We start from the raw sequence: 22,475 nt of genomic DNA, 5'->3' as shown, positions 1-22,475 counted from the left end.
CATGACGCAAAAGTTTGCCGTAGACCTGGGAAAACTTGCCACAAGTCCGGCTCTTTACCCCAAAGAGTCGATGATGGCTGTAGAGGAACGTCGCCGAAGCCTTTCTATCGGTATACCTAAGGAATCATCTTTCCAAGAAAACAGAATTGGCCTGACACCTGATGCCGTAAAGCAACTTACCGACTACGGGCACCGCATCCGCATCGAAGCAGGAGCCGGTGGACCGTCCAAATTCTCAGATAACGAGTACTCAGAGGCAGGCGCCAAAATTGTTTACTCTACCGAAGAAGTATACGAAGCAGATATTATACTTAAGATAGCCCCGCCAACCTACGAGGAGGTTGAATACTTCAGACCGGGACAAACACTCATATCCGCCCTTCAGTTTGGCAGCCTGACAGCAGATTTTGTGAATGCGCTGTTGCGTAAAAAGATAAATGCCATTTCGTTTGAGCTAATCCGTGATAAATCAGAGTCGAAGCCGGTGGTAAGGGCTATGAGCGAGATCGCGGGTAGCACCGTGATGCTTATTGCTGCAGAATACCTGAGCAGCAGTAACGAAGGCAAAGGGGTTATACTTGGCGGCATAACCGGAGTGGCACCAAGCAAAGTAGTTATAATGGGGGCTGGCACTGTAGCAGAATACGCCGCACGCGCTGCTCTGGGTTTAGGGGCTGAGGTAAAGGTTTTCGACAATCATATTTACAAGCTGCGTCGCCTGAAGCATAATATTGGTGCTCCGCTGTTTACTTCTACTTTAGATAAAGCCGTTTTGTATCACGAGATCAGGCAGGCAGACGTGGTAATAGGGGCACTGGTAGCCGATGAAGGCCACATGCCATGCATGGTAGAGGAGGGTGTTGTGGCTCACATGAACCCGGGGTCTATTATTATAGATGTGTGTATTGACCAGGGTGGTTGTTTCGAAACCTCCGAAATGACTTCTCATAGCAGGCCTGTTTTCCGGAAGTATGATATCATCCATTATTGCGTACCCAATATTGCCTCCAGGGTTCCCCGCACCGCTACACAGGCGCTGAGCAATATCTTTACACCAATCTTCAACGAATTCTCAAAGTATGGCGGCATCAACGAAGTGCTTTTTATGAACGAGCATTACCGAAGCGGCGTGTACATTTACAAAGGCAGCTTAACCAATTCCCAGATAGCTAAGAAATTTGGTATGCGCTATAAAGAGTTAGGGCTGATGATCGCAGTACGTAACTAGGACCGGTGATTAATGGGATTTTGACCGCAGATTAATGGGGATTTGATTGATTAATAGGATTTCTCCGCAGTATTTATACTTTGCTAAACTTGCTGAAAGGAATGTAGAGACGCAATATGTTGCGTTTCTTTTTTTGTCTGAATCAGGATTTTCAGGATTATAGGATGGACAGGATTGTTCTGCAGTATGTTGTCCAACCACCCCTGCCCCTCTCCCGGACTTGCTTCGGGAGAGGGGCAGGGGTGGTTGGAGCCAGTTTATACTTTCCCACTCAATAGCAGCACTTTCCAGGCTTCCTGTACCTGGTTGTTCTCCAGTAGCTTTTTACCAAGCAATTCCAGTTCTTTCTTTTGCGAGGCTTTGTCATTTCCAAACTTATTAAAAGTATAAGCCACCAGCGGGTCAGCTTTAAACTCAGCTACTTCCTCATCAGTTGGGATAGTTTCGGAGTTGCCGAGTCTGGCTAAGTTGTTTCCGGTAAGTATGGCGCTGTTGCGAATAAACTCCGGCAGTTGGTCTATACCGATACCTTTGTTACGGATTGGTTTTGGAAGCTCAAAAATGCAATCTCCGTTGGCGCGCAAATAATAATCACCTCCCATTCGGGCTACAGCGTCTAATTTAAACGGGTCTATCTTGCCTTCCTCGTTCAATATACTTTCATTTATGTGCATCAACAGCACTTCACAGATAACCAGGTTGCCTGCACCGCCTTCAGGACCAAGGCTGATAATGTCGTTTACTTTACACTCAAAGGCAACAGGCGCCTCTTTTACACGCGGAGCTTTGACCAGAACGGATGCTTCCGGAGTTAAGCCGGCCTTTATAAACTCATTTATACCCTTATCATACTCTGTGCTGGCCAGCGACATCTGCTCTACAATATCAAAATTGGTGATGTTAATCACCACTTCTTTCGTGAGCTCTACATTCTCTAAAGTATGCTTGCTGGTGTTGTCGCGCACGCGACGGGCAGGGGAGAAGACCAGAATTGGAGGCTTGGCACTGAACACGTTAAAAAAACTGAAAGGGCTTAGGTTAAAGTTTCCTTCCAGGTCGGTGGTGCTGGCAAAAGCAATGGGCCTAGGCGCTATGGCGCCTAAAAGCAGTGCGTGTACCTCTGCGGTTTTCGTCTCTTTAGGATCTATGGTTTTAATTGGCATGGCTGCGTTTGTATTCTTGATTTGCAAAATTAGGTTTAAGCGACAAGTTACTTTTTTATCCCTTAGATAATCAACTTAAGCTTCATTTTTCCATTTATCAGTCTGCCTTACTTAACAATGTACGATAGTAATGTTTAAACGCTAAACCGCACACTGTTAATAACGTCTCCACTTAATCACTGCAATAAAGATTGTCTGGTTAAATGCCACCCTGTTAGAGGAAACATAGAAACTATGATTGGAATAGTTATATAATATCGTTTTAAAAATCTCTGCTAAAAGGAATCATTTAGCTGAAATTGAAGTTCTGCACTGAATATAAATGAAAAGTATGAACCGTATTACCACACTTTTTTTATAATTTTGCAAATCCATAGTATGCGTTATACTTTGGAAGCTGCTTTTACTGTTAAGTATAAATTAGTATAATAAGTTGGCTTAATTTTGATGTGCCGGAAATGAACAACAGATTCTTTTTATTTATCCTAAGCCTGCTCTTTTTTGCTTCGTGCAGCTCTCCCAGAAACCTTGCCTATTTCGACAACCTCAGAGAAGAGGCAGTTGTTACCGAAAAAATAGCCAATGCGGCAGAGGCTAAAATCCAACCCGGCGACCTGCTAAGTATAAATGTGACCAGCCTGAGCCCGGAATCAAATGTGTTGTTTAACAGGGGTGCTTTACCAACCGCAAGCAATACCAATGTAAGCGGTGTAACATACGTTCAGGAAACAGAAGGCTACCTGGTAGATAAGTCTGGTTCAGTGGTATTGCCCATACTTGGCAGGGTAAAGGTAGAAGACCTGACAAGAGAAGAAGCAGAAAACCAGTTAACATCCAGCCTACAAACTTACCTGAAGGAGCCGGTTGTAAACGTTCGCTTCAGAAATTTTAAAGTAACAGTGATAGGTGAGGTAACCAGACCATCTACTTTTCAGATAACAGATGGCAATGTGAATATTTTAGAAGCCCTTGGCATGGCAGGCGATATGACTGCCTTTGGTAAAAGAGAAAATGTGCTGGTGATACGTGAGACAAAGGACGAAAGAAGTATGGTACGATTGAATCTCAATGATAAGGATGTTCTTAAATCACCTTTTTTCAACCTCCAGCAAAACGATATAGTTTATGTGGAACCTGATAAGGCTAGAGCTGTTCAGGCAAGCAATAGTAGTCGGAATATATCAATTATAGTTGCCACTATGTCTGTCTTAACTTTAATACTTTCAAGGTTCTTGTAATTTCAGCAAAGCATTTCCATGTCAGAGAAAGAGGTTTTTATGCTAGAGTCGGAGCAGATTGATATTAAAAGTATAGTTGGAAGGTACCTGCGTTACTGGTATCTGTTTGCTATCGGTGTAATAATAAGCATGGTAGTGGCGCTTTTATATTTGCGTTATACCACACCAGAGTATAGCATTAGCAGTACATTGCTGATTAAAGACGATAAGAAAGGGGCTGACCTGTCTGGTAACGTGGCTTTTAATGATCTGGAGATTTTTCAGTCCAGTAAAAGTTTGGACAATCAGATCCAGATTCTGAAATCGAAAAGCCTGATGCAGCGTGTGCTGACAGACCTGTCGTTGTATACAAGTTTTTATACTGAAGGACGTTTAAAGACTACAGAAGTATTTGGGCGCTCTCAGCCGATTAAAATTGTGGTAAGTGAATTGGACTCTGCTGCCTTTAATAAAACGATTTTTGTTAACTTAAAGGATAATAATAGTTTCGAGATTGAGGACGGGGAGAAACAGACTACGCACCAGTTTGGCCAGCAGATTAAAACAGACTACGCTACCTTTACAGTACTGGTGGCTCCAGCATTATCGAGAAAAAGTAGAGATCAGGTGGCAGTTAAATTCCATGACATTCGTAAACTGGCAAACAGTTATAACAGCCGTTTAACCGTAGCCCCGGTAAATAAAGAAGCAAGTGTGCTCAACATTAGTCTTACAGATGCTGTACCAGACAAAGGTGTAGCCATTATCAACAAGCTAATTGAGGTTTATGATAAGGAGGCTGTAGAAGATAAGAATCAGATTGCTGCCAATACCATACAGTTTATTGACGACAGGTTGAAGTACCTGACAGAGGAGTTAACTGCTGTTGAGAAAGATGTAGAGACTTATAAACGCAAGAATGAACTTACCGACGTAAGCTCAGAGGCTAAAATGTACCTAGAGCGAGCCAGTGAGTACAACAGGCAATTGTCTGAACTTGAGATACAGATCGATGTGCTGAATTCTATTGAAGCATACCTAAAGGAACAACAAAATCAGTACGAACTGGTACCAAGTACACTAAATATACAAGATGCTACCTTACTAAATCTGATTGCTAAGTTTAATGAACTACAGCTAGAGCGCCAGCGCCAGTTACATATTATGCAACCAGGTAACCCGATTGTAATGAACATTAATGAGCAACTGGGGAATCTTAGAGTTAACATTTTAGAGAACTTAGGAAATATAAAAAGCAGCCTCACAATTACACGTAACAACCTGCGTGCTAACTCTTCACAATTCGAATCAAGAATACAGAAAGTGCCAGCCATTGAGCGCGAATTGCTGGAGATAAACAGGCAGCAGGGAGTTAAAGAAGAGTTGTACTTATACTTGCTTCAGAAACGTGAAGAATCTGCCCTTTCGTTGGCAGCCACAGTATCTAATTCAAGAGTTATAGATCCAGCCATGGCCGGTGATGCGCCAGTAAAACCTAAAAAGCAATTAATATACCTGCTGGCTTTCTTTTTGGGGTTAGGCGTTCCTTTTGCTTTTATTTATGTGCGCGAAATGCTGGATGATAAGGTAAAAGAAATCAGAGATATCGAAAGTGTTACTGCTACTCCTGTATTAGGAGAGATCTCTCACAACTATAGCGGCGAAACCATGGTAGTAACGAATGAAAGCCGTGGCCCGGTAGCTGAATTATTCCGACTGATCAGGGCTAACCTGCAGTTTGCCGCAGCCGGTAAAGAAAATAAAGTTATCCTGGTAACTTCCAGCATGAGCGGCGAAGGCAAAACCTTCTTTAGTATCAACCTGGCCGCCAGCTTAGTGCTGACAGGTAAAAAAGTAGTGGTGATAGGCTTTGACCTTCGCAGACCAAGACTTTCGCAAAGTCTTGATATTGTAAACGATATCGGTGTGTCTAATTACCTGATCTCAGATTACCTGCCGGTTGAGGACATCATTAAACCTGTACCTGGTCTGGATGGGCTGGATATTATCGGTTCCGGCCCGATACCACCAAACCCTACTGAGCTGATGCTATTGCCCAAAGTAGATAAGCTGATAGAAGAGCTAAAAGCGCTGTACGATTATATTATTATTGATACATCACCAGTTGGTCAGGTTGCAGATGCCCTTGCATTAGCCCCATACATCGACTCCAGTATTTACCTGGTGCGTTATAACTACACGCACAAAAACCAGATCTCCATAGTCGACGACATTTATAAGAATCGCAAACTGTTACATCCGATGATTGTGCTAAATGATGCCAAAAAAGAAAACGGTTATGGCTATGGTTACGGTTACGGAGAAGATATGACAAAGGGTAAAAAGGCTAAGAAGAAACTAAAGCTTGGTGTATAGTATAACACCGATTAACTTAAAAGTAAATAAGAATATAAAAAATGGCTCTTAACGCAAGGTTAGAAGGCGCACGAATAGCAGTTATCGGCTTAGGCTATGTTGGCCTGCCATTGGCAGTAGAATTTGCAAAGCAGTTTAAGACAATTGGGTTTGATATCAACGAAGCCAGGGTGAAGGAGCTAAGCAACGGTCATGATCACACGCTGGAAGTGGAGGATGAACAACTGAAAGCAGTATTAACAGATGATTGTTCTACGGCTAAGGGTTTATATTGTACAAATGACCTATCGAAGATCGAGAGCTGCAACTTCTATATTATTACTGTACCTACCCCAGTAGACAAATATAACCGACCTGTGCTTACGCCTTTATACAAGGCAAGCGAAACGGTAGGCAAGGTGCTGAAGCGTGGCGATATTGTAGTATATGAGTCTACAGTATACCCAGGTGTTACGGAAGATGAGTGCGTGCCTGTGCTGGAAAGTGTATCTGGCCTGAAATTCAATATAGACTTTTTTGCAGGTTACTCACCAGAGCGTATCAATCCGGGAGATAAGGAGCATACCGTTGCCAAGATCCTAAAGATCACTTCGGGCTCTACACCAGAGGCTGCAGAGAAAGTAGATCAGTTGTACAAAGCAGTAATCGTTGCCGGTACGCATAAAGCTACTTCTATTAAAGTAGCAGAGGCTGCTAAGGTAATCGAGAATGCACAGCGCGATATAAATATCGCCTTCGTTAACGAGCTAGCCAAAATATTTAACCGCCTAGATATTGATACGGATGAAGTATTACAGGCAGCTGGTACCAAATGGAACTTCCTGAAATTTAAACCAGGTTTGGTTGGAGGCCATTGCATTGGTGTTGACCCTTACTACTTGGCTCAGAAAGCACAGGAAGTAGGTTACCACCCGGAGATCATCCTGGCTGGGCGTAGGTTAAATGATGGCATGGGCGAGTACGTGGCGCATGAGGTGATCAAGCTGATGGTGAAAAAGGACATCCCGGTTAAAGGAGCTAACATCTTGTTATTGGGCATCACCTTCAAAGAAAACTGCCCGGATGTACGCAACACCAAAGTAGTAGACATTTTGCATACGCTGAAAGATTACGATACTAACATCACGATCTACGACCCATGGGCTGAACCAGCTGAGGTAAAGCACGAATACGGCTGGGATTCTGTAAAAGAGCTAAACGGCACAACCAACTGCGATGCTATTATACTTGCTGTTTCTCACGAAGAATTCAAGTCATTAGACTTAAGCAAACTCTGCAAAGAGAATGTCGTGATCTATGATGTAAAAGGCGTTCTTCCAAAAGAATCTGTAGACGCGAGATTGTAACATCAAACCGTCATTTCGAACAAAGTGAGAAATCTGAATAGCATGTTAGAAAACTCTCATACTTCTCGACATGATATAGCACAAAGTTCCCTCTTGGGATAAGGAGGGTTAGTTTGATTCCCACGTTCCATGATTAATTCCTAATTCATCATTCATAATTCTCCTCAGTAGTGTACAAAACACTTTACCATACCGAAGATCTAAGACAACACAGCTTTTTAATAACCGGAGGTGCAGGCTTTATAGGCTCTAACATTGTGGAGTACCTGTTAAAGTATGGCGCAGGAAAAGTACGTGTGTTAGATAATTTCTCCACGGGTTCTTATGCTAATGTGGAAAATTTTGCATCTAACCCTGCGTTTGAACTGGTTGAAGGAGATATAAGAGATCTTGAAACATGCAGAAGAGTTGTAGAAGGAATTGATTATGTAACACATCAGGCCGCACTTGGCTCCGTACCACGTTCCATTAATGACCCTATTACCAGTAATGAAGTAAATATCAGTGGCTTTCTGAATATATTGGTTGCTGCCCGTGATGCAGGCATCAGGCGTATGGTTTATGCTGCGAGCTCAAGCACCTACGGTGACCACCCGGATCTACCGAAGGTAGAGGCTAAAATAGGTAATCCGCTCTCGCCTTATGCTATCACAAAGTATGTAAACGAATTGTATGCCACTGTTTTCTCTAAAACCTATGACTTCCATACAGTAGGACTTCGATACTTTAATGTGTTTGGGCCAAAGCAAAATCCGAATGGGCCCTATGCAGCCGTTATTCCCCTTTTTATAGAAGCTGTTCTTGCACAAAAGGCCCCTGTTATTAATGGAGACGGGGAGACCAGCCGGGACTTTACATTTGTAGAGAATGCAGTGCAGGCGAATATTAAAGCCATGTTAAGGCAGGATTTAGATAAACATGAAGTAGTGAATATAGCTTTTGGTGAGCGAACTACTTTAAATCAATTGTGGAATAGAATTACAGAGATAGCTGGTATCAGTTTATCTCCGGAGTATAGGGAAGAGCGAAAAGGAGATGTAAGGCATAGCCTGGCAGATATTAGTAAGGCTGCAGATTTAATTGATTATAAGCCGGAATACTCTGTAGTGGAAGGCTTAGGAATCGCTTATGAATGGTATAAAAAGAGAGCAAGTGAATCTACTTTTTAATAATCTGTTAACAAAACCAGTGAATTTAAATGGCTGAGCTAAAAAATAAAAGAGTATTAGTAACAGGAGCTGATGGTTTTATAGGTAGCCATTTGGTGGAGAGTTTATTAGAAGAGGGTTGTAAAGTAAAAGCCTTTGTCTATTATAATTCTTTTAACAGTTGGGGATGGCTGGATTCCTTATCTAAAGAAAAGCTTTCTCAGATAGAGATTTTTGCGGGCGATATAAGAGACCCTAATGGGGTACGTACGGCAATGAAAGATATAGATGTTGTCTTTCACCTGGCTGCATTAATTGCCATTCCTTTCAGCTACCATTCTCCTGACAGTTATATAGATACAAATGTAAAAGGAACCTTGAATGTGGTACAGGCTGCCAAAGATCTGGGTATAGAGCGGGTACTCGTAACATCGACTTCAGAAGTGTATGGTACTGCTCAGTATATTCCAATAGATGAAAAGCACCCACGACAACCTCAGTCGCCTTACTCTGCATCAAAAATTGGCGCGGACTGTATTGCCGAATCCTTTTACCGAAGTTTTAATCTGCCGCTTACCATTGTTCGTCCTTTTAACACATATGGACCCCGGCAATCTGCCCGAGCTGTAATTCCTACCATTATAACACAGCTGCTGCAAGGTAAAACAGAAATCAAATTGGGCGATCTGACACCAACACGCGATTTGCTTTTTGTAAAAGACACAGCTAAAGGCTTTATAGAAATTGCAAAGTCAAATAAACTGATAGGAGAGGACTGTAATATCGCTACAGAATCTGAGATTACCGTTGGAGACCTGGCCCAGAGCTTAATTGATCAAATAAATCCGGATGCAAGAATCATTCAGGATGATATTCGCTTGCGCCCCGAAAAGAGCGAAGTGTACAGGCTGTATGGTGCTAACAGCAAAATTAAAGACCTTACAAACTGGGAGATGAAGTCTAGCCTGGAAGAAGGGTTAGCAGAAACCATCGCATGGTTCCGTAACAAAGAGAACCTGAGACAATACAAAGGTGATATATATAATATCTAGAAAACTAAGTAGGGCAACTTTTATCTATAGAATTCATTATGGGGCAAACTTCAAAGTACAGCTACATCACAAGCTTTATTAAATCGCTCTTCCCGGATCAGGATTTTATTCCTTTACATGAACCAAGGTTCATGGGAAATGAAAAGAAGTATGTTGCAGATGCTATAGACTCAACTTTTGTCTCTTCGGTTGGCGCTTATGTAAACCGCTTTGAAGAAATGATGAAAGACATAACCGGGGCAAAATATGCAATAGCCACTGTAAATGGTACTTCAGCATTGCATATGGCACTTATAGTTGCTGGAGTAAAGCAAGGGGACGAAGTACTGTCACAGGACTTAACGTTTATTGCCACAGCCAACGCTATCAGTTATATCGGAGCCAAGCCTGTTTTTTTAGATGTTGATAGAAAAACACTGGGCTTATCTGCTGACAAACTGGAGCAATTTTTACAAGAATTTGGAAAAAGAGTTGATGGCCAGACTTTTAATACCAGAACCGGTAACCGAATTGCGGCCTGTGTACCAATGCACTGCTTCGGGTTTCCGTGTGAGATAGATCGTATTGCTGAGATTTGCGCTGAGTGGAATGTTCCCCTAGTAGAAGATGCAGCAGAGTCATTAGGTAGTTATTATAAAGGAAAGCATACAGGAAGCTTTGGTCTCTTGGGCACGTTTAGCTTTAACGGGAATAAGACGGTGACATCTGGTGGTGGTGGTGCAATAGTTACCGATAATGAAGCTATAGCCAAACTTGCCAAACACCTGACCACACAGGCAAAAATGCATCATGCCTGGGAATTCAATCATGATCATATTGGCTATAACTATCGCATGCCAAACCTTAATGCAGCTTTAGCCTGCGCCCAGTTGGAACAGTTAGCAGCATTTGTTGAAAACAAACGAGAACTGGCTGCAGCATATAAAAGCTTTTTTGCAGGAGTAGAAGATGTAGAATATGTAGCTGAAGAACCTGATGCAAAAGCGAACTACTGGCTTAATGCAGTTTTATTAAGAGATAGAGAAGAACGCGATTCCTTCTTAGCAGAGCTGAATTCGGGTGGGGTAATGACAAGACCTGTATGGACTTTAATGCACAAGCTGCCCATGTTTCAGGATTGTGTACACGAAGATCTAACTGTAAGTAAATGGTTAGAGGAAAGGCTTGTTAATATACCAAGTAGTGTCAGGCTATAACTATGAGAATTATACTACTAGGTTATTCCGGTCATGCATATGTAGTGGCAGATGCAATTAAGAGAGTTGGAGGAGATCTGATAGGATATTGTGATAGAGCAGAAGCTAAGTTCAACCCATTTAATTTGAAATATTTAGGGGATGAAAAGGACGAGAATACCTTAACAGAAATAAAGAGTTCTGGAGCAAGTTGCATTGTAGGTGTAGGTGACAATGATATCAGGAAAAGGATTACAGAACACCTGATAGGGAGAGGGCTTCATAATGCTTTGATCATACATCCCACAGCTATAGTTTCAGATTATGCTACAATAGGAAAGGGTTGTTTTATTTCTGCAGGTGCAATGGTAAATCCTTTGGCTAGTATTGGTAAAGGAGTTATTATCAATACCGGAGCTGTTGTGGAACATGAATGTCAAATAGGAGATTATGCTCATATAGCCCCTGGAGCTGTATTAACCGGTAATGTAAAGGTGCTAGAAGGATGTTTTGTTGGAGCGAATGCGGTAGTTAAGCAGGGAATAAAAGTTGGGGAAAATGCTATTATAGGTGCAGGAGCTGTAGTTATAAATGATGTTGCAGCAAACCAAATATGGGTTGGAAATCCTGCGAAGCAAATCAGATAATTTCTCAAGTATTAGTATAAAGGTTAGTCTGGTAGCATAAAACAGAAGGTATTAAATCGCTTTGCAGTAAAGATTATAACTGGTAATGATTTATTCAAAAAGAATTGAAGATCGCATAATTTCGCCAAATGCAACTATATTGGATGCAATGAAACAAATGGACGTGCTGGACAAGAAGCTTTTGCTGATTGTAAGCAATGAAAAATTTGTAAGCATTATAAGTGCAGGCGATATACAAAGGGCAATCATCAAAAAGGTAGATCTTGATACTCAGATATCAACTATCCTGCGAGAGCAGATTCGGGTAGCATCCCCAAACGATACAATGCAAGCTATCGAGAAACTGATGCTTTCGTTTAGAATGGAATTTTGCCCTGTTGTAAGTGACGATAACGATTTAATGGATGTTCATTTTTGGGAAGATATATTTAAAAATACTAAACCCAAGCCTGTTTTTCAATTTGATTTACCAGTAGTGGTGATGGCTGGTGGTTTTGGAACCAGGTTAAAGCCATTAACAAACGTAGTTCCTAAACCATTGATCCCAATCGGCGAGGGCACTATGCTGGAAGAAATTTTCTCCAGGTTTAACGGCCATGGAGTAAACGACTTTTTCTTATCAGTAAACTATAAAGCTTCCCTTATTAAGTTTTACCTGAATGAATTAGATCTTCCTTATAACATTCAATTTGTAAAAGAAGAAGAGCCGAGAGGCACGGCCGGTAGTCTGAGCCTGCTAAAGGGTAAGATAGATAATACGTTCTTTGTTACTAACTGCGACATTATTATAGACCAGGATTACTCGGATATTTTAAAGTACCACAGAGATAATAAAAATGAATTAACAATTATCGCAGCGCTTAAGCATTATCAGATCCCTTATGGTACGCTTGAAACAGGAGATAACGGAGAACTTCTGGAAATAAAAGAAAAACCTGATCAGTCGGTATGGATCAATACCGGGATGTATATTTTAGAGCCAAACCTTATAAATGAGATTCCAGAGAAAGGGTTTTTCCATATAACTGAGCTGATCGGTAATCTTAAAAAGGAAAATCGTAAAATTGGTGTATATCCGGTAAGCGAAGGCTCCTGGATGGATACCGGGGAATGGCAGGAATACGATAAAACGGTTAAACGTTTAATGGACAAGTAATCTTAAGATTTTAATAAATACTTTTTAGAAGCGCACAGGTACAGTTTAGCATGAGCAAACATAGAAGCAGGATCTTCTACTTTTGCTATTGTAGCTTCCTGTTTTAAGTTATATATGCTACAAGCTAAGGTTAAAAGCGGTCTAAAATGGAATGTAATTAACCAGGTAGTCACCCAACTGATCTTTGTTTGGTTTGGTATCTATCTGGCAAGGCTACTTGGGCCGGAGGCGTACGGACTGGTAGGTATGATAACTGTTTTCTCAGGATTTGCTAACCTGTTTGTTGATTTTGGGTTTGGCTCGGCTATTATTTATGATCAAAACTTAACCAATAAGAAAACATCCAGTGTTTTCTGGTTTAACCTGGCTATTGGTCTGTTTATCTACCTGATATTCTATTCTCTGTCGCCACTTCTCGCCGAATTTTATAAGGAGCCAAAATTAATAAACTTAACCCGTGTTGTTACCTTAAGTTTATTAATCAATTCACTTGCCGGAATCCCTAATACGCTTTTAAGTAAAAATATAGATTTTAAGCTCAAGATTGTGGTTGCCTGGGTTGCTACTTTCCTGAGTTATGGAGTTGCTTTCTGGATGGCCTATAATAATTGGGGAGTGTGGAGCTTGGTATTTCAGGGAATTATCTTTTCTGTTATTAACTTAATGTTTGTATGGAAAATAGCGAAATGGAGACCTATGTTTTACTTCTCCTGGAACGAAATAAGTGGATTGTTTAGCTATGGTTCCGGAATTGTAGGAACAAATATGCTAGGTTACTTAACGCGAAACTTAGACAATTTATTAATAGGTAAATTTATAGGGAATGCTTCCCTGGGTATTTATACCAGAAGCTATAGCCTGATGATGTTGCCTATTTCAAATGTTACCAGTGTTTTTGGTAAAGTGCTGTTTCCGGCATTCTCCATTATCCAGGATGATAAAGATAAGATCGCATTTCACTACCTAAAGGTAATTAAGTTCATTGCTTTAGTTACATTCCCTTTAATGGTAGGTTTATTTACAGTGGCAGAAGAGTTTGTGCTGCTGGTTTTAGGAGTTAAATGGATAGAAGCAATTCCCATTATTAAGATGCTTAGTATTCTGGGTGCCGCTCAATCAGTACTTTCTTTAAATGGAGTAATTTATAATGCTACTGGAAATGCGGGTAAGGCTTTTAGAGTTACGCTATACTTAAATGTTGTTCTAATTCCTTCGTGGATATTAGGGCTATATTTAGGAGAACTGGATGGATTAGTATTGGCCTATTTATTGGTTGGTACTATAGGCGCCATTCCAATTTTGCATGAAGCCATCAAGATTATTAATTTGAAGTTAATAGATGTTTGGAAGCAACTGTACGCAATATTCTTAGGTTGTATTTTTATTATACTTGTAGGGTTTTTAGTAAATACTTTTAATCTAACTCTAGAAGTAAGCCTGTTATTTAAAATAATATTAAGTATTCCAGTGTATGCTTCAATTATATTCTTTTTTGACAAGAACATATTGAATGATCTTATAAAGGTGATAAAACCAAAAAAAGAGAAGAAAAGCACGAATAATATAAAGTTGTGATCTGATTTGAGAGTATTATTTATATTTAATCTAGCCGTTACTAACCCTTTGTTTTTGGAGTTGGTACAGCGTTTACAGAATGAGGGACATAGCGTACTTGTCTATGATTTTATTAGTGCAAAAATCTATGATCCGCTTACAGAAACAACATCTTATTTAAACTCTTACTGGTGGGCACCCTGGGTTCTAAAGTTAAAATATATAAGAAGGTTATTTATCCCTATCATTAACAGAAAGTGTATCAGCAAAGAATTCAAACCTGGTGATGTTGTGAGTGTGCATTATGTACATGAAGAGTATTCGCTGTATGCTGAACAAATTAAGCAACAGGGATGCAGATTGATAACAACTTTCTGGGGATCAGATTATTTTAGGGCAACAGACAAGCAGAAAATAGCTTATCAGCCCCTTTTAATGTACAGTGATCTCATAACGATGGTTGAAGGTGTTCAAAGCATCTTTAAAGAAGAGTATCCTGAATATAAACATAAGATAAGGACAACTTATTTTGGCTTAAAACTGCTGGATGTAATAAAGAATGTAAAAGAAGAGGATATAGCTCTGTTTAAGCAAAAATACCAGATACCCTCTAACAAGATTATTATTTCAATTGGATATAATGGAATTCCTGAACAACAGCATTACAAGTTAATAGAAGCTATCAAATCATTAAAGGACGAACATAAATCTGCAGCCCATCTGTTTGTGCCGCTAACCTATGGAGGAACCTTAGAATACAAGGGGCAAGTAAAGGCATTAGCCAAAGAGTTGGGTTTATCAGTTACTTTTTTTGAAACCAGACTAACAGATATAGAACTGGCAACTATGCGTTGTGCATCAGATGTAGTTGTCAATATTCAAAAAACAGATGCATTCTCAGGTGCCCTTTCAGAATCTCTGGTTGCAGGAAATATAGTTATTGTAGGAGATTGGTTACCTTACGATGTTTATGACCAGTGGGGGGTGAAGGTAATCAGAACTGATGAAGATTCTGTTGCGCTTCATTTGAATAATGTGTTGGAGTGTATTAATGGCTTGGAAGAAACTTGTGAGAAAAATAAGCAGCTTGTATTAGGAAGATTAACTTGGGATTCTACCCTGAAACTATGGATTAAAGTTTATGAAAATTTAAACTAATAATAGCGCAAATTACATATTGTCATATAGTAACATACTGAGTGCTAAGCAAATTAGTATAATATTTTAATGGAAAAGAAGAGAATCTTAATAGTAAGTAAAAGCTTCTACCCTATGAATTCACCTCGTTCTTTAAGAACTACTGAACTTGTGAAAGAATTAGCAAATGAAGGACATGATATAACTGTTATTACACCCAAAAATAATATTGCACATTCAATATTTGAAAAAGAATATAATGTTCATATAAAAGACTTGGGACAGTCGCAGTGGAAACCTGTAGCAGTAAAAGGAGGAGAAGTTGAAGTAAAAGTGAGACGAGTTTTTAAGCGCTTATCTGATCTTCTTTTCCAATACCCGAATAGTGAATTTATATTTTCTGTTAAAAAAGCATTAGAGCAAGAAAGAGGTTATGATTTGCTTATATCAATTGCAGCACCTCATACTGTGCATTGGGGAGTGGCATGGGCATGGAAGGAGCAAGATCCAATAGCGAAAATATGGGTAGCAGATTGTGGAGATCCTTTTATGGGTTTGAAAAATGATACATTTAAGAAGCCATTTTATTTTAAATATATAGAAAAATGGTTTATGAGAAAAACTCATTTTGTTGCAGTTCCTATTGAAGAAGCTTTATCTGCCTATTATCCTGAATTCAGACATAAAATCAAAATTATTCCTCAAGGTTTTTCATTCCCAAATATTGCTGAGTATAAAGAGAACAAAATAGTTACCTTTATTTATTCTGGTTCTGTTGGCCCTTATATGCACTATGCTGTACATTTTTTTAATTTCCTGAAAGGTATAAACAGAGATTTTAAATTTATTATTTATACAAAGGAAAAAGATATATATCAGAAAGAGTTGTCAGGGATTAAGGATAAAATAGAAGTAAGAGGTTATGTTCCAAGAGAAGAATTATTGTTAGAGTTGGCTAAAGCAGACTTTTTAGTGCATTATCCTTATAAGGATAACACACAGCAGTCTCTCAAGTTAATTGATTATTTTTACTCTCAAAGGCCAATAATTTCTTATGAAGGAGAGAAAGATAATGTAAAGTTATCTAATTTCTTTAATAAGAATTATGAGCAAAGATTAGAGCCAAAAAATATTGATATATACAAGATAAAGAATGTCTGTAAAAGCTTCTTAGAATTGGCACCTTAAATATTTTTTACTTTGGCAAGATTTGCTAATTTTTTATAGAATGTCTAACATCAGTAGCAATAATAAAATATTTATTTATTGTATATATTTTCTGTCCCCGTTGCTTTCGTTATTGATCGCTATCAAGAACTATAAGGCTTCCTGGTCAAAAAATGTATTGTGGTTATTTGTCGCTTTCTACGGATATACTTTTGTAATATCTAATGAAGGTATGGATGCGAATAGGTACAGAGATCAATTAATATTAATGGGACAATCTGAGTTGTCTTTTGATAATTTTACCTCTTTACTCTATAGTGAAGAAACAAAATATGTGGATATACTGCAACCACTAATCTCTTTTACTGTTTCTCTTTTCACGACCGACTATAAAATTCTCTTTTTGGTTTTTGCTATAATATTTGGATTTTTTTATTCAAGAAATATCTGGTATCTAATTAGGATTGCTGATTTTAAAGTAAAAAAAGAATATATACCGTTAATCATAACTTTTGCATTTATTATAGGATTCTGGCAGATTAATGGGTTCCGTATGTGGACTGCGGCTCATATTTTCTTTTTTGGTACTATTCAATATTTTTTTGAAGGCAAAAGTAAAGGATTGTTGTTAGCAGCATTTTCAGTATTAGTGCATTTCTCATTTGCTTTACCCTTACTAGTAATTATAGTATATATTCTTTTTAAAAATCGTGTGCATTTATACTTTGTACTGTTTGTATTAAGTTTCTTTTTGACTGAAATCAATCTTGGTGCTGTTCGAAATGTTTTAATAGACATAGTACCTAATATATTTTCTGCTAGTATTGAGTCTTATACAAATGAAGATTACGCTAATAGAATAAATGAAAGCCTCCAGAGCAATAATTGGTACGCGCTATACTATGTGCAAGCTTTAAAATGGGTAATAGCTTTATGTTTTGGTATAGTGTACATTAAAAGTATAGTTTTCATAAAAAATCATAAGTACTTATTTTCTCTCTATAGTTTCACTTTATTGTTTTTAACAGTAGCAAATGTAATGAGCTTAATACCTTCAGGGGGACGTTTTATTTCAGTAGCGAATCTGTTTGCAATCGCATTTATAATTTCTTTTCTGCATCAGGTACCAAAGGAGCATTATATGAGAAGGCTACAGGTTTATATGATTCCAGCACTGGTATTTTATTGCATTGTGTCTTTTCGTTTAGGCTTAGATACAATAGGAATGGTAACTGTTTTAGGTAATCCTGTAATCTCCATATTTTTTGAAAATGATTCAGCACTTGTTGATCTAATTAAATAATACAATTTAAGTAATACAGATAATTAGGTGGATATTATAAAGGCAGATTTATATAGGTATAATAAGCTTTCAGGAGTTAAAGGTTTGCTACGTGGTCTTATGATACCAGGATTTAGGTATATGTTCCTTATGAGACTTGCAACTTCGCACAGTAATAGAAAATCTATAAAAAGAATTTTCTATAAATTACTCTTAAGAAGATATGTGTACAAATATGGTATTCAAATACCTGTTTCTGCGAAAATTGGTGAAGGATTTTATATTGGCCATTTTGGGAGTATAGTTGTTAGTGAAAATGCCGTAATTGGTAATAACTGCAATATTGCGCATTCCGTTACAATAGGTCAAACCAGGAGAGGAAGCAGGAAAGGTGCTCCGGTAATTGGGAATAATGTTTGGATTGGCACAGGATCAGTAATAGTAGGTAAAATAACAATAGGGAATAATGTTTTGATAGCACCCTTAACATATTTAACTATTGATGTACCCGATAACTGTATGGTAATGGGTAATCCGGCAAAAATAATTGAAAAAGAAAATGCAACTGAAGGTCATATTAATAATGTGTTAAGAACATTTTAATTAATGAGATTACCTCAAAAAAGTTATCGCAGTATGTAGGTGAATAAGCTCTACATACTGCGATAACTTTTATAAAGAAATTTAAGAATGGCATTTAAATGAATAGGTAACCAGACATGTTTTCTAAAATAAAGAGGTCTGTTAGTAAGAATATTTCGAATATACCAGGATGGTCAACAAGTCGGAAGATTATAGTTTTTCTGGTTGATGATTGGGGTGCTGTTCGCATTCGTAACAAAGCAGCCTGGAATGCTTTAAAAAATGCAGGTATTGATGTAGAATCTAGTAGATTTAATCGATACGATACACTGGCTGGTTGTGATGATTTAACTTCACTTTTTGATATACTAGCTAGAGTAAAGGATAGAACGAATCGATCTGCAGTTTTTACTGCTGTGGCAGCAGTTGCAAACCCGGATTTTGCTAAAATCAGAGCGTCTGATTTCCAGCAGTATCATTACGAAGCATTCACTACAACCCTACAAAGGTACTTTAGTACAAATCAAGCTTCCCTACTTTGGCAACAAGGTATAGATCAGCGATTATTTGTTCCTGAATTTCATGGGAGAGAACACTTAAACGTGAAGTTCTGGTTTAAAAGCTTAATGACAGGTGATAAGAATATTAGAACTGCCTTTGATTATGAATCGATAGGAATAAAGGCTTCGGGCAAGTCAGATTATAAAAATGGATATATGGCTGCCTATGACTTTGAAAGTAAAGAAGATATTCCTGAGTTGGTTAAACTTTCTGAAAAAGGGATAGATATCTTTAAGGAGAGTTTTAATTATAGTCCATCATTGCTTGTAGCTCCTTCTTTATTACATAATAGTGCAATTGAGCCTGCTTTAGCAAAAAAAGGAATAAAATTTATTGATAGGGCAAAGGTAAGCCTGGAGCCACAGGGAAATGCAAAATACAAAAAGAAGCATTTTTATTTAGGAGAAAAGAATAAACATGGGCAGCTATATTTTACCAGAAACTGTCTATTCGAACCTACCCATCAGGCAGATAGTGTAAATATGGCAATGGGAGATATTAGCATTGCGTTTAGGTGGAATAAACCAGCTATCATAAGTTCGCACCGTGTAAACTTTGTAGGAGGTTTAGATGAAGCTAACCGTAAAATAGGCTTGAACAAATTGGAAGAATTGTTAAATAGAATTATTGATAAATGGCCTGAGGTTGAATTTATGACCGCCTCAGAATTAGGCGAAATTATGCTAGAAGGAGGTAGATGAAAAAGATAAAGGATTTAATTTTTCATAATTTTGTTAATGCGCTAGGATGGCACACTGATCGAAAATTATTAGTTATTGAATCAGATGATTGGGGCAGTCTACGGATGACCTCTAAAGAAGCTATAATTAGACTTGAAGGATTAGGAGTAGAAGTAACAAACGACAGGTTTAATTGTTTTGACGCATTAGAAAATTCACAGGATTTCTCAAGGCTATTTGAAGTATTAGATAGAAGAAGAGACATGCATGGTAATCCTGCGTGCATCACGACCAATACAATTATGGCTAATCCTGATTTTTCTAAAATTGAAGATTCTGGATTTCAACACTATCACTACATAGGACTAAAAGAGTCTTATGAAAGATATTCAGATGGAGAATCAGCTATGTCAGCGTTATCTAATGGCGTTAAGCAAAAGTTTATATATCCACAATTTCATGGTAGGGAACACCTAAATGTATCTATGTGGATGAATGCTTTGCGAAATAATAGCAAAACAATAATGCATGGGTTTAAAGAGCACGTGTTTGGGCTAAAGATAAAGGATAAAGTTGCCAACAAAAATAATTATATGGCTGCATTTGATACAGTAGATGATAAGGATATACAAACTAATGAATCTGCTATTCTGGATGGCCTAAATATGTTTGAAGATTTTTTTGAGTTCAAATCTAAGACATTTATAGCACCCTCCTATATATGGGGCGATTCAGTAGAAAAGACAACTGCTGATACCGGTATTAAAGGCATTCAGGGTATATCTTTTCAATATATACCAACCGGCAAGAGCCTGAAAAAAAAATTACATTATACAGGTCAGGTGAATAAATATGGGCAAAGTTATATTGTAAGGAATGCTTTTTTCGAGCCTAGCTTGGAGTTTCGTAGTGATGTTATTGACAATTGTCTTGCAAGAATTGAGACTGCGTTTAAATGGAAGAAGCCTGCAATAATTGGTTCCCATAGAATTAATTACATAGGTTCTTTAGTTGAATCTAATAGAGAAGATAATTTAAGACTTTTAGATCAACTATTGGTAAAGGTCTTAAAAAAATGGCCTGAGGTTGAATTTATATCAAGTGCACAGCTTATCGATATAATGAAAAGCGCTAAACAATAATTTTATGAAAATTATTTTTTTAGCTGGCTCTCTTAACCAGGGAGGGGCAGAATATCAGATTATTGCTTTAGCTAAGTTGTTTAAAGATAAAGGTCATGATGTAGAAGTATTTGCACTAACAGATTATGATTTTTATCTTCCATTGATCAATGAATATGCCATAAAATATTCATGCCTTAGAAATGATCAGTCTAGAATAAAAAGGATTTTGCTTACAGTAAAAAAAATAAGAGCGAGTAAACCTGACTTAATAATTTCATATTTAAAAGTAGTAAGCCAGGTCGCAATTGTTGCGAAGCTTATAAGCTTTTCTAAAAGTAAATTGATAATAAGTGAACGCACTTCACTTTTAAAGCCTTTACAAGATCAATTTCACTTTAACCTTGCACTTTTGGCAGACCATGTAACGGTAAATTCAGTATCTAAATTTCATTATATTAAACAAAAATTCCCGTTACTCGCTAAAAAGTTAAGCTTTGTTCCAAATATAATAGATGTTATGTATTATTCACCTTCAGCTGTTGCTAATACTGAACCTCTGTTAAATAGACTTACCTTTGTAGGACGAATTTCACCAGAAAAGAATGTAGTTGAACTAGTACAGGCAGTTGCTAATTTGTTGTCAGAAGGGTATGACTTAACATTGGATTTATACGGATCAATTATTAATAAATCTTATACTAACCAGGTAGCCTCTCTAATTGAAAGCAAGTCTATCGGTGATAAAATAAAATTAAAAGGAAAGATCAGCAATGTAAAAGAAGTCTATGATACATCTGATTTAATTTGTTTGGTTTCTAAATATGAAGGATTCTCGAATGTTTTAGCTGAAGCCTTGTCAAGTGGTATTCCTGTCGTTGCAAGTGATATTGAAGAAAACCGTTACTTAATTGAAGATAGTACTAATGGATTTTTAGTGAATCCTAACGATGTAACAAGTATAAGTACTGGAATAAAAAACTTCTTAACTCTTAACAGGAACGAAAGGCAAATACTAAAATTAAATAATAGGAAGAAGGCGGAAGCTCTTCTTGATAAAGAAAAAATATATCAGCAGTACATAGATATAATTAAGTTTAGAAAATAGATTATAAACCATTAAATAATTCATATCATGAAAAAACATTGGAACTTCTCTTATTTTTTTTCTAAAATACAGAATAAGTATTTATCTAAAAAATTGGGTGAAAGTCCATGGCTTCCTTACAATTGTGTACTGTTTTTAAAGCAGTATTTAAAGAAGACAGATGTTTTTCTAGAAACAGGGTCTGGAAATTCTACTATATGGTTTTCTAAACTAGTACAAAAGATTATAAGCATTGAGCATAATTCAGAGTGGTTTAATCTCGTAACAAAAAGAATTGCCAAATCAGGAAAAGATAATATTGAATATTATCTGGAAAGCAATGAATTTACTGATAATACGAATAATGTACCTTACGTTAAAAGAGTGGCTTCTTTTCCAGATGCAAGCTTTGATGTAATTCTAGTCGATGGTAAGCACCGTTCACAAATTGCACATCTTGCTTTAAAAAAAATCAGAAAACCGGGCTTAATAGTGATTGATAATGCTGAAAGATATTTAGTAATTGATTCTAAGTTACCCGAAGGAATTCGAAATATATCACAAATGACACCTGACTGGAAAGAATTTTCAGAAATAACACAACAGTACAGAAAAGTAGTTTTTAGTGATGGTATATCCAGTTCCATTCTATTCTTTATACATGCTGATTAATGCATTTTTTTATTCATATTTTACAGCCTAACATATTTTATGCATCAAGATAATACGGCTGTATGCTGCATCTTTAATTTTGCACCTCATTACAGGGCTGAAATTTTTCATAAAATGGAGGCTG

Annotated in this window: 19 protein-coding genes; 18 read left to right on the top strand and 1 reads right to left on the bottom strand. The window is 37.7% G+C overall.

Annotated features, from left to right (window positions below; translation table 11 throughout):
- Window position 1: 1 nt before the first annotated feature.
- Window positions 2-1,228 carry an alanine dehydrogenase gene (locus tag K0O23_RS11455; RefSeq protein WP_219877562.1) on the top strand — a complete coding sequence of 409 codons (1,227 nt, stop codon included), beginning with the start codon at window positions 2-4 and terminating at the stop codon, window positions 1,226-1,228.
- 257 nt (window positions 1,229-1,485) lie between these two features.
- Here the strand turns inward: K0O23_RS11455 and K0O23_RS11450 are convergent, their stop codons facing one another.
- Window positions 1,486-2,385: a flavin reductase family protein gene (locus K0O23_RS11450; protein ID WP_219877645.1), complete on the bottom strand. Its 900-nt coding sequence runs from the start codon at window positions 2,383-2,385 to the stop codon at window positions 1,486-1,488.
- 464 nt (window positions 2,386-2,849) lie between these two features.
- Here K0O23_RS11450 and K0O23_RS11445 point away from each other — a divergent pair, with 464 nt between their 5' ends.
- The 17 genes from K0O23_RS11445 to K0O23_RS11365 all read left to right on the top strand — a co-directional run bounded on the left by K0O23_RS11445 (window position 2,850) and on the right by K0O23_RS11365 (window position 22,351).
- Window positions 2,850-3,629 carry a polysaccharide biosynthesis/export family protein gene (locus K0O23_RS11445; RefSeq protein WP_219877561.1) on the top strand — a complete coding sequence of 260 codons (780 nt, stop codon included), beginning with the start codon at window positions 2,850-2,852 and terminating at the stop codon, window positions 3,627-3,629.
- A gap of 18 nt (window positions 3,630-3,647) precedes the next feature.
- Window positions 3,648-5,984: a GumC family protein gene (locus K0O23_RS11440; protein WP_219877560.1), complete on the top strand. Its 2,337-nt coding sequence runs from the start codon at window positions 3,648-3,650 to the stop codon at window positions 5,982-5,984.
- 41 nt (window positions 5,985-6,025) lie between these two features.
- Window positions 6,026-7,330, top strand: coding sequence for a nucleotide sugar dehydrogenase (locus tag K0O23_RS11435; protein WP_219877559.1), 1,305 nt, complete (start codon window positions 6,026-6,028; stop codon window positions 7,328-7,330).
- 170 nt (window positions 7,331-7,500) lie between these two features.
- A complete protein-coding gene (locus tag K0O23_RS11430) occupies window positions 7,501-8,499 on the top strand; it encodes an SDR family oxidoreductase (RefSeq protein ID WP_219877558.1) in 999 nt (332 codons plus the stop codon).
- Window positions 8,500-8,528: 29 nt separating this feature from the next.
- Window positions 8,529-9,530, top strand: coding sequence for an NAD-dependent 4,6-dehydratase LegB (locus K0O23_RS11425; RefSeq protein WP_219877557.1), 1,002 nt, complete (start codon window positions 8,529-8,531; stop codon window positions 9,528-9,530).
- A 38-nt stretch (window positions 9,531-9,568) separates the two neighbouring features.
- Entirely contained in the window at window positions 9,569-10,726 is a 1,158-nt protein-coding gene (locus K0O23_RS11420) for a LegC family aminotransferase (RefSeq protein ID WP_219877556.1), read from the top strand.
- 2 nt (window positions 10,727-10,728) lie between these two features.
- Complete coding sequence (locus K0O23_RS11415; protein WP_219877555.1) at window positions 10,729-11,352, top strand: acetyltransferase; 624 nt, start codon at window positions 10,729-10,731, stop codon at window positions 11,350-11,352.
- Between the two features lie 85 nt (window positions 11,353-11,437).
- Entirely contained in the window at window positions 11,438-12,508 is a 1,071-nt protein-coding gene (locus K0O23_RS11410) for a nucleotidyltransferase family protein (RefSeq protein ID WP_219877554.1), read from the top strand.
- A 114-nt stretch (window positions 12,509-12,622) separates the two neighbouring features.
- Window positions 12,623-14,083 (top strand): lipopolysaccharide biosynthesis protein, encoded by a 1,461-nt coding sequence (locus K0O23_RS11405; RefSeq protein WP_219877553.1) that lies wholly within the window; start codon window positions 12,623-12,625, stop codon window positions 14,081-14,083.
- Window positions 14,084-14,089: 6 nt separating this feature from the next.
- Window positions 14,090-15,220, top strand: a complete 1,131-nt coding sequence (locus K0O23_RS11400) for a glycosyltransferase (RefSeq protein ID WP_354353288.1) — start codon at window positions 14,090-14,092, stop codon at window positions 15,218-15,220.
- A 69-nt stretch (window positions 15,221-15,289) separates the two neighbouring features.
- Window positions 15,290-16,387 carry a glycosyltransferase family protein gene (locus tag K0O23_RS11395; RefSeq protein ID WP_219877551.1) on the top strand — a complete coding sequence of 366 codons (1,098 nt, stop codon included), beginning with the start codon at window positions 15,290-15,292 and terminating at the stop codon, window positions 16,385-16,387.
- A gap of 40 nt (window positions 16,388-16,427) precedes the next feature.
- Window positions 16,428-17,669: an EpsG family protein gene (locus K0O23_RS11390; RefSeq protein WP_219877550.1), complete on the top strand. Its 1,242-nt coding sequence runs from the start codon at window positions 16,428-16,430 to the stop codon at window positions 17,667-17,669.
- Between the two features lie 27 nt (window positions 17,670-17,696).
- Window positions 17,697-18,251, top strand: coding sequence for a serine O-acetyltransferase (locus K0O23_RS11385; RefSeq protein WP_219877549.1), 555 nt, complete (start codon window positions 17,697-17,699; stop codon window positions 18,249-18,251).
- A gap of 116 nt (window positions 18,252-18,367) precedes the next feature.
- Entirely contained in the window at window positions 18,368-19,492 is a 1,125-nt protein-coding gene (locus K0O23_RS11380; protein WP_219877548.1) for a hypothetical protein, read from the top strand.
- Window positions 19,489-20,613 carry a hypothetical protein gene (locus tag K0O23_RS11375; protein WP_219877547.1) on the top strand — a complete coding sequence of 375 codons (1,125 nt, stop codon included), beginning with the start codon at window positions 19,489-19,491 and terminating at the stop codon, window positions 20,611-20,613. The genes K0O23_RS11380 and K0O23_RS11375 overlap by 4 nt, the downstream gene beginning before the upstream one ends.
- Before the next feature lie 4 nt (window positions 20,614-20,617).
- On the top strand, window positions 20,618-21,700 hold the full coding sequence (locus tag K0O23_RS11370; RefSeq protein WP_219877546.1) for a glycosyltransferase family 4 protein: 1,083 nt from the start codon (window positions 20,618-20,620) through the stop codon (window positions 21,698-21,700).
- A 27-nt stretch (window positions 21,701-21,727) separates the two neighbouring features.
- On the top strand, window positions 21,728-22,351 hold the full coding sequence (locus tag K0O23_RS11365) for a class I SAM-dependent methyltransferase (RefSeq protein ID WP_219877545.1): 624 nt from the start codon (window positions 21,728-21,730) through the stop codon (window positions 22,349-22,351).
- The last annotated feature ends 124 nt before the right edge of the window (window positions 22,352-22,475 follow it).

Source organism: Pontibacter aydingkolensis, assembly GCF_019443125.1.
GTDB classification, from domain to species: domain Bacteria; phylum Bacteroidota; class Bacteroidia; order Cytophagales; family Hymenobacteraceae; genus Pontibacter; species Pontibacter aydingkolensis.
Note: the sequence above shows the minus strand (reverse complement) of the source record. Positions and strands in the feature narration are given on the sequence as shown.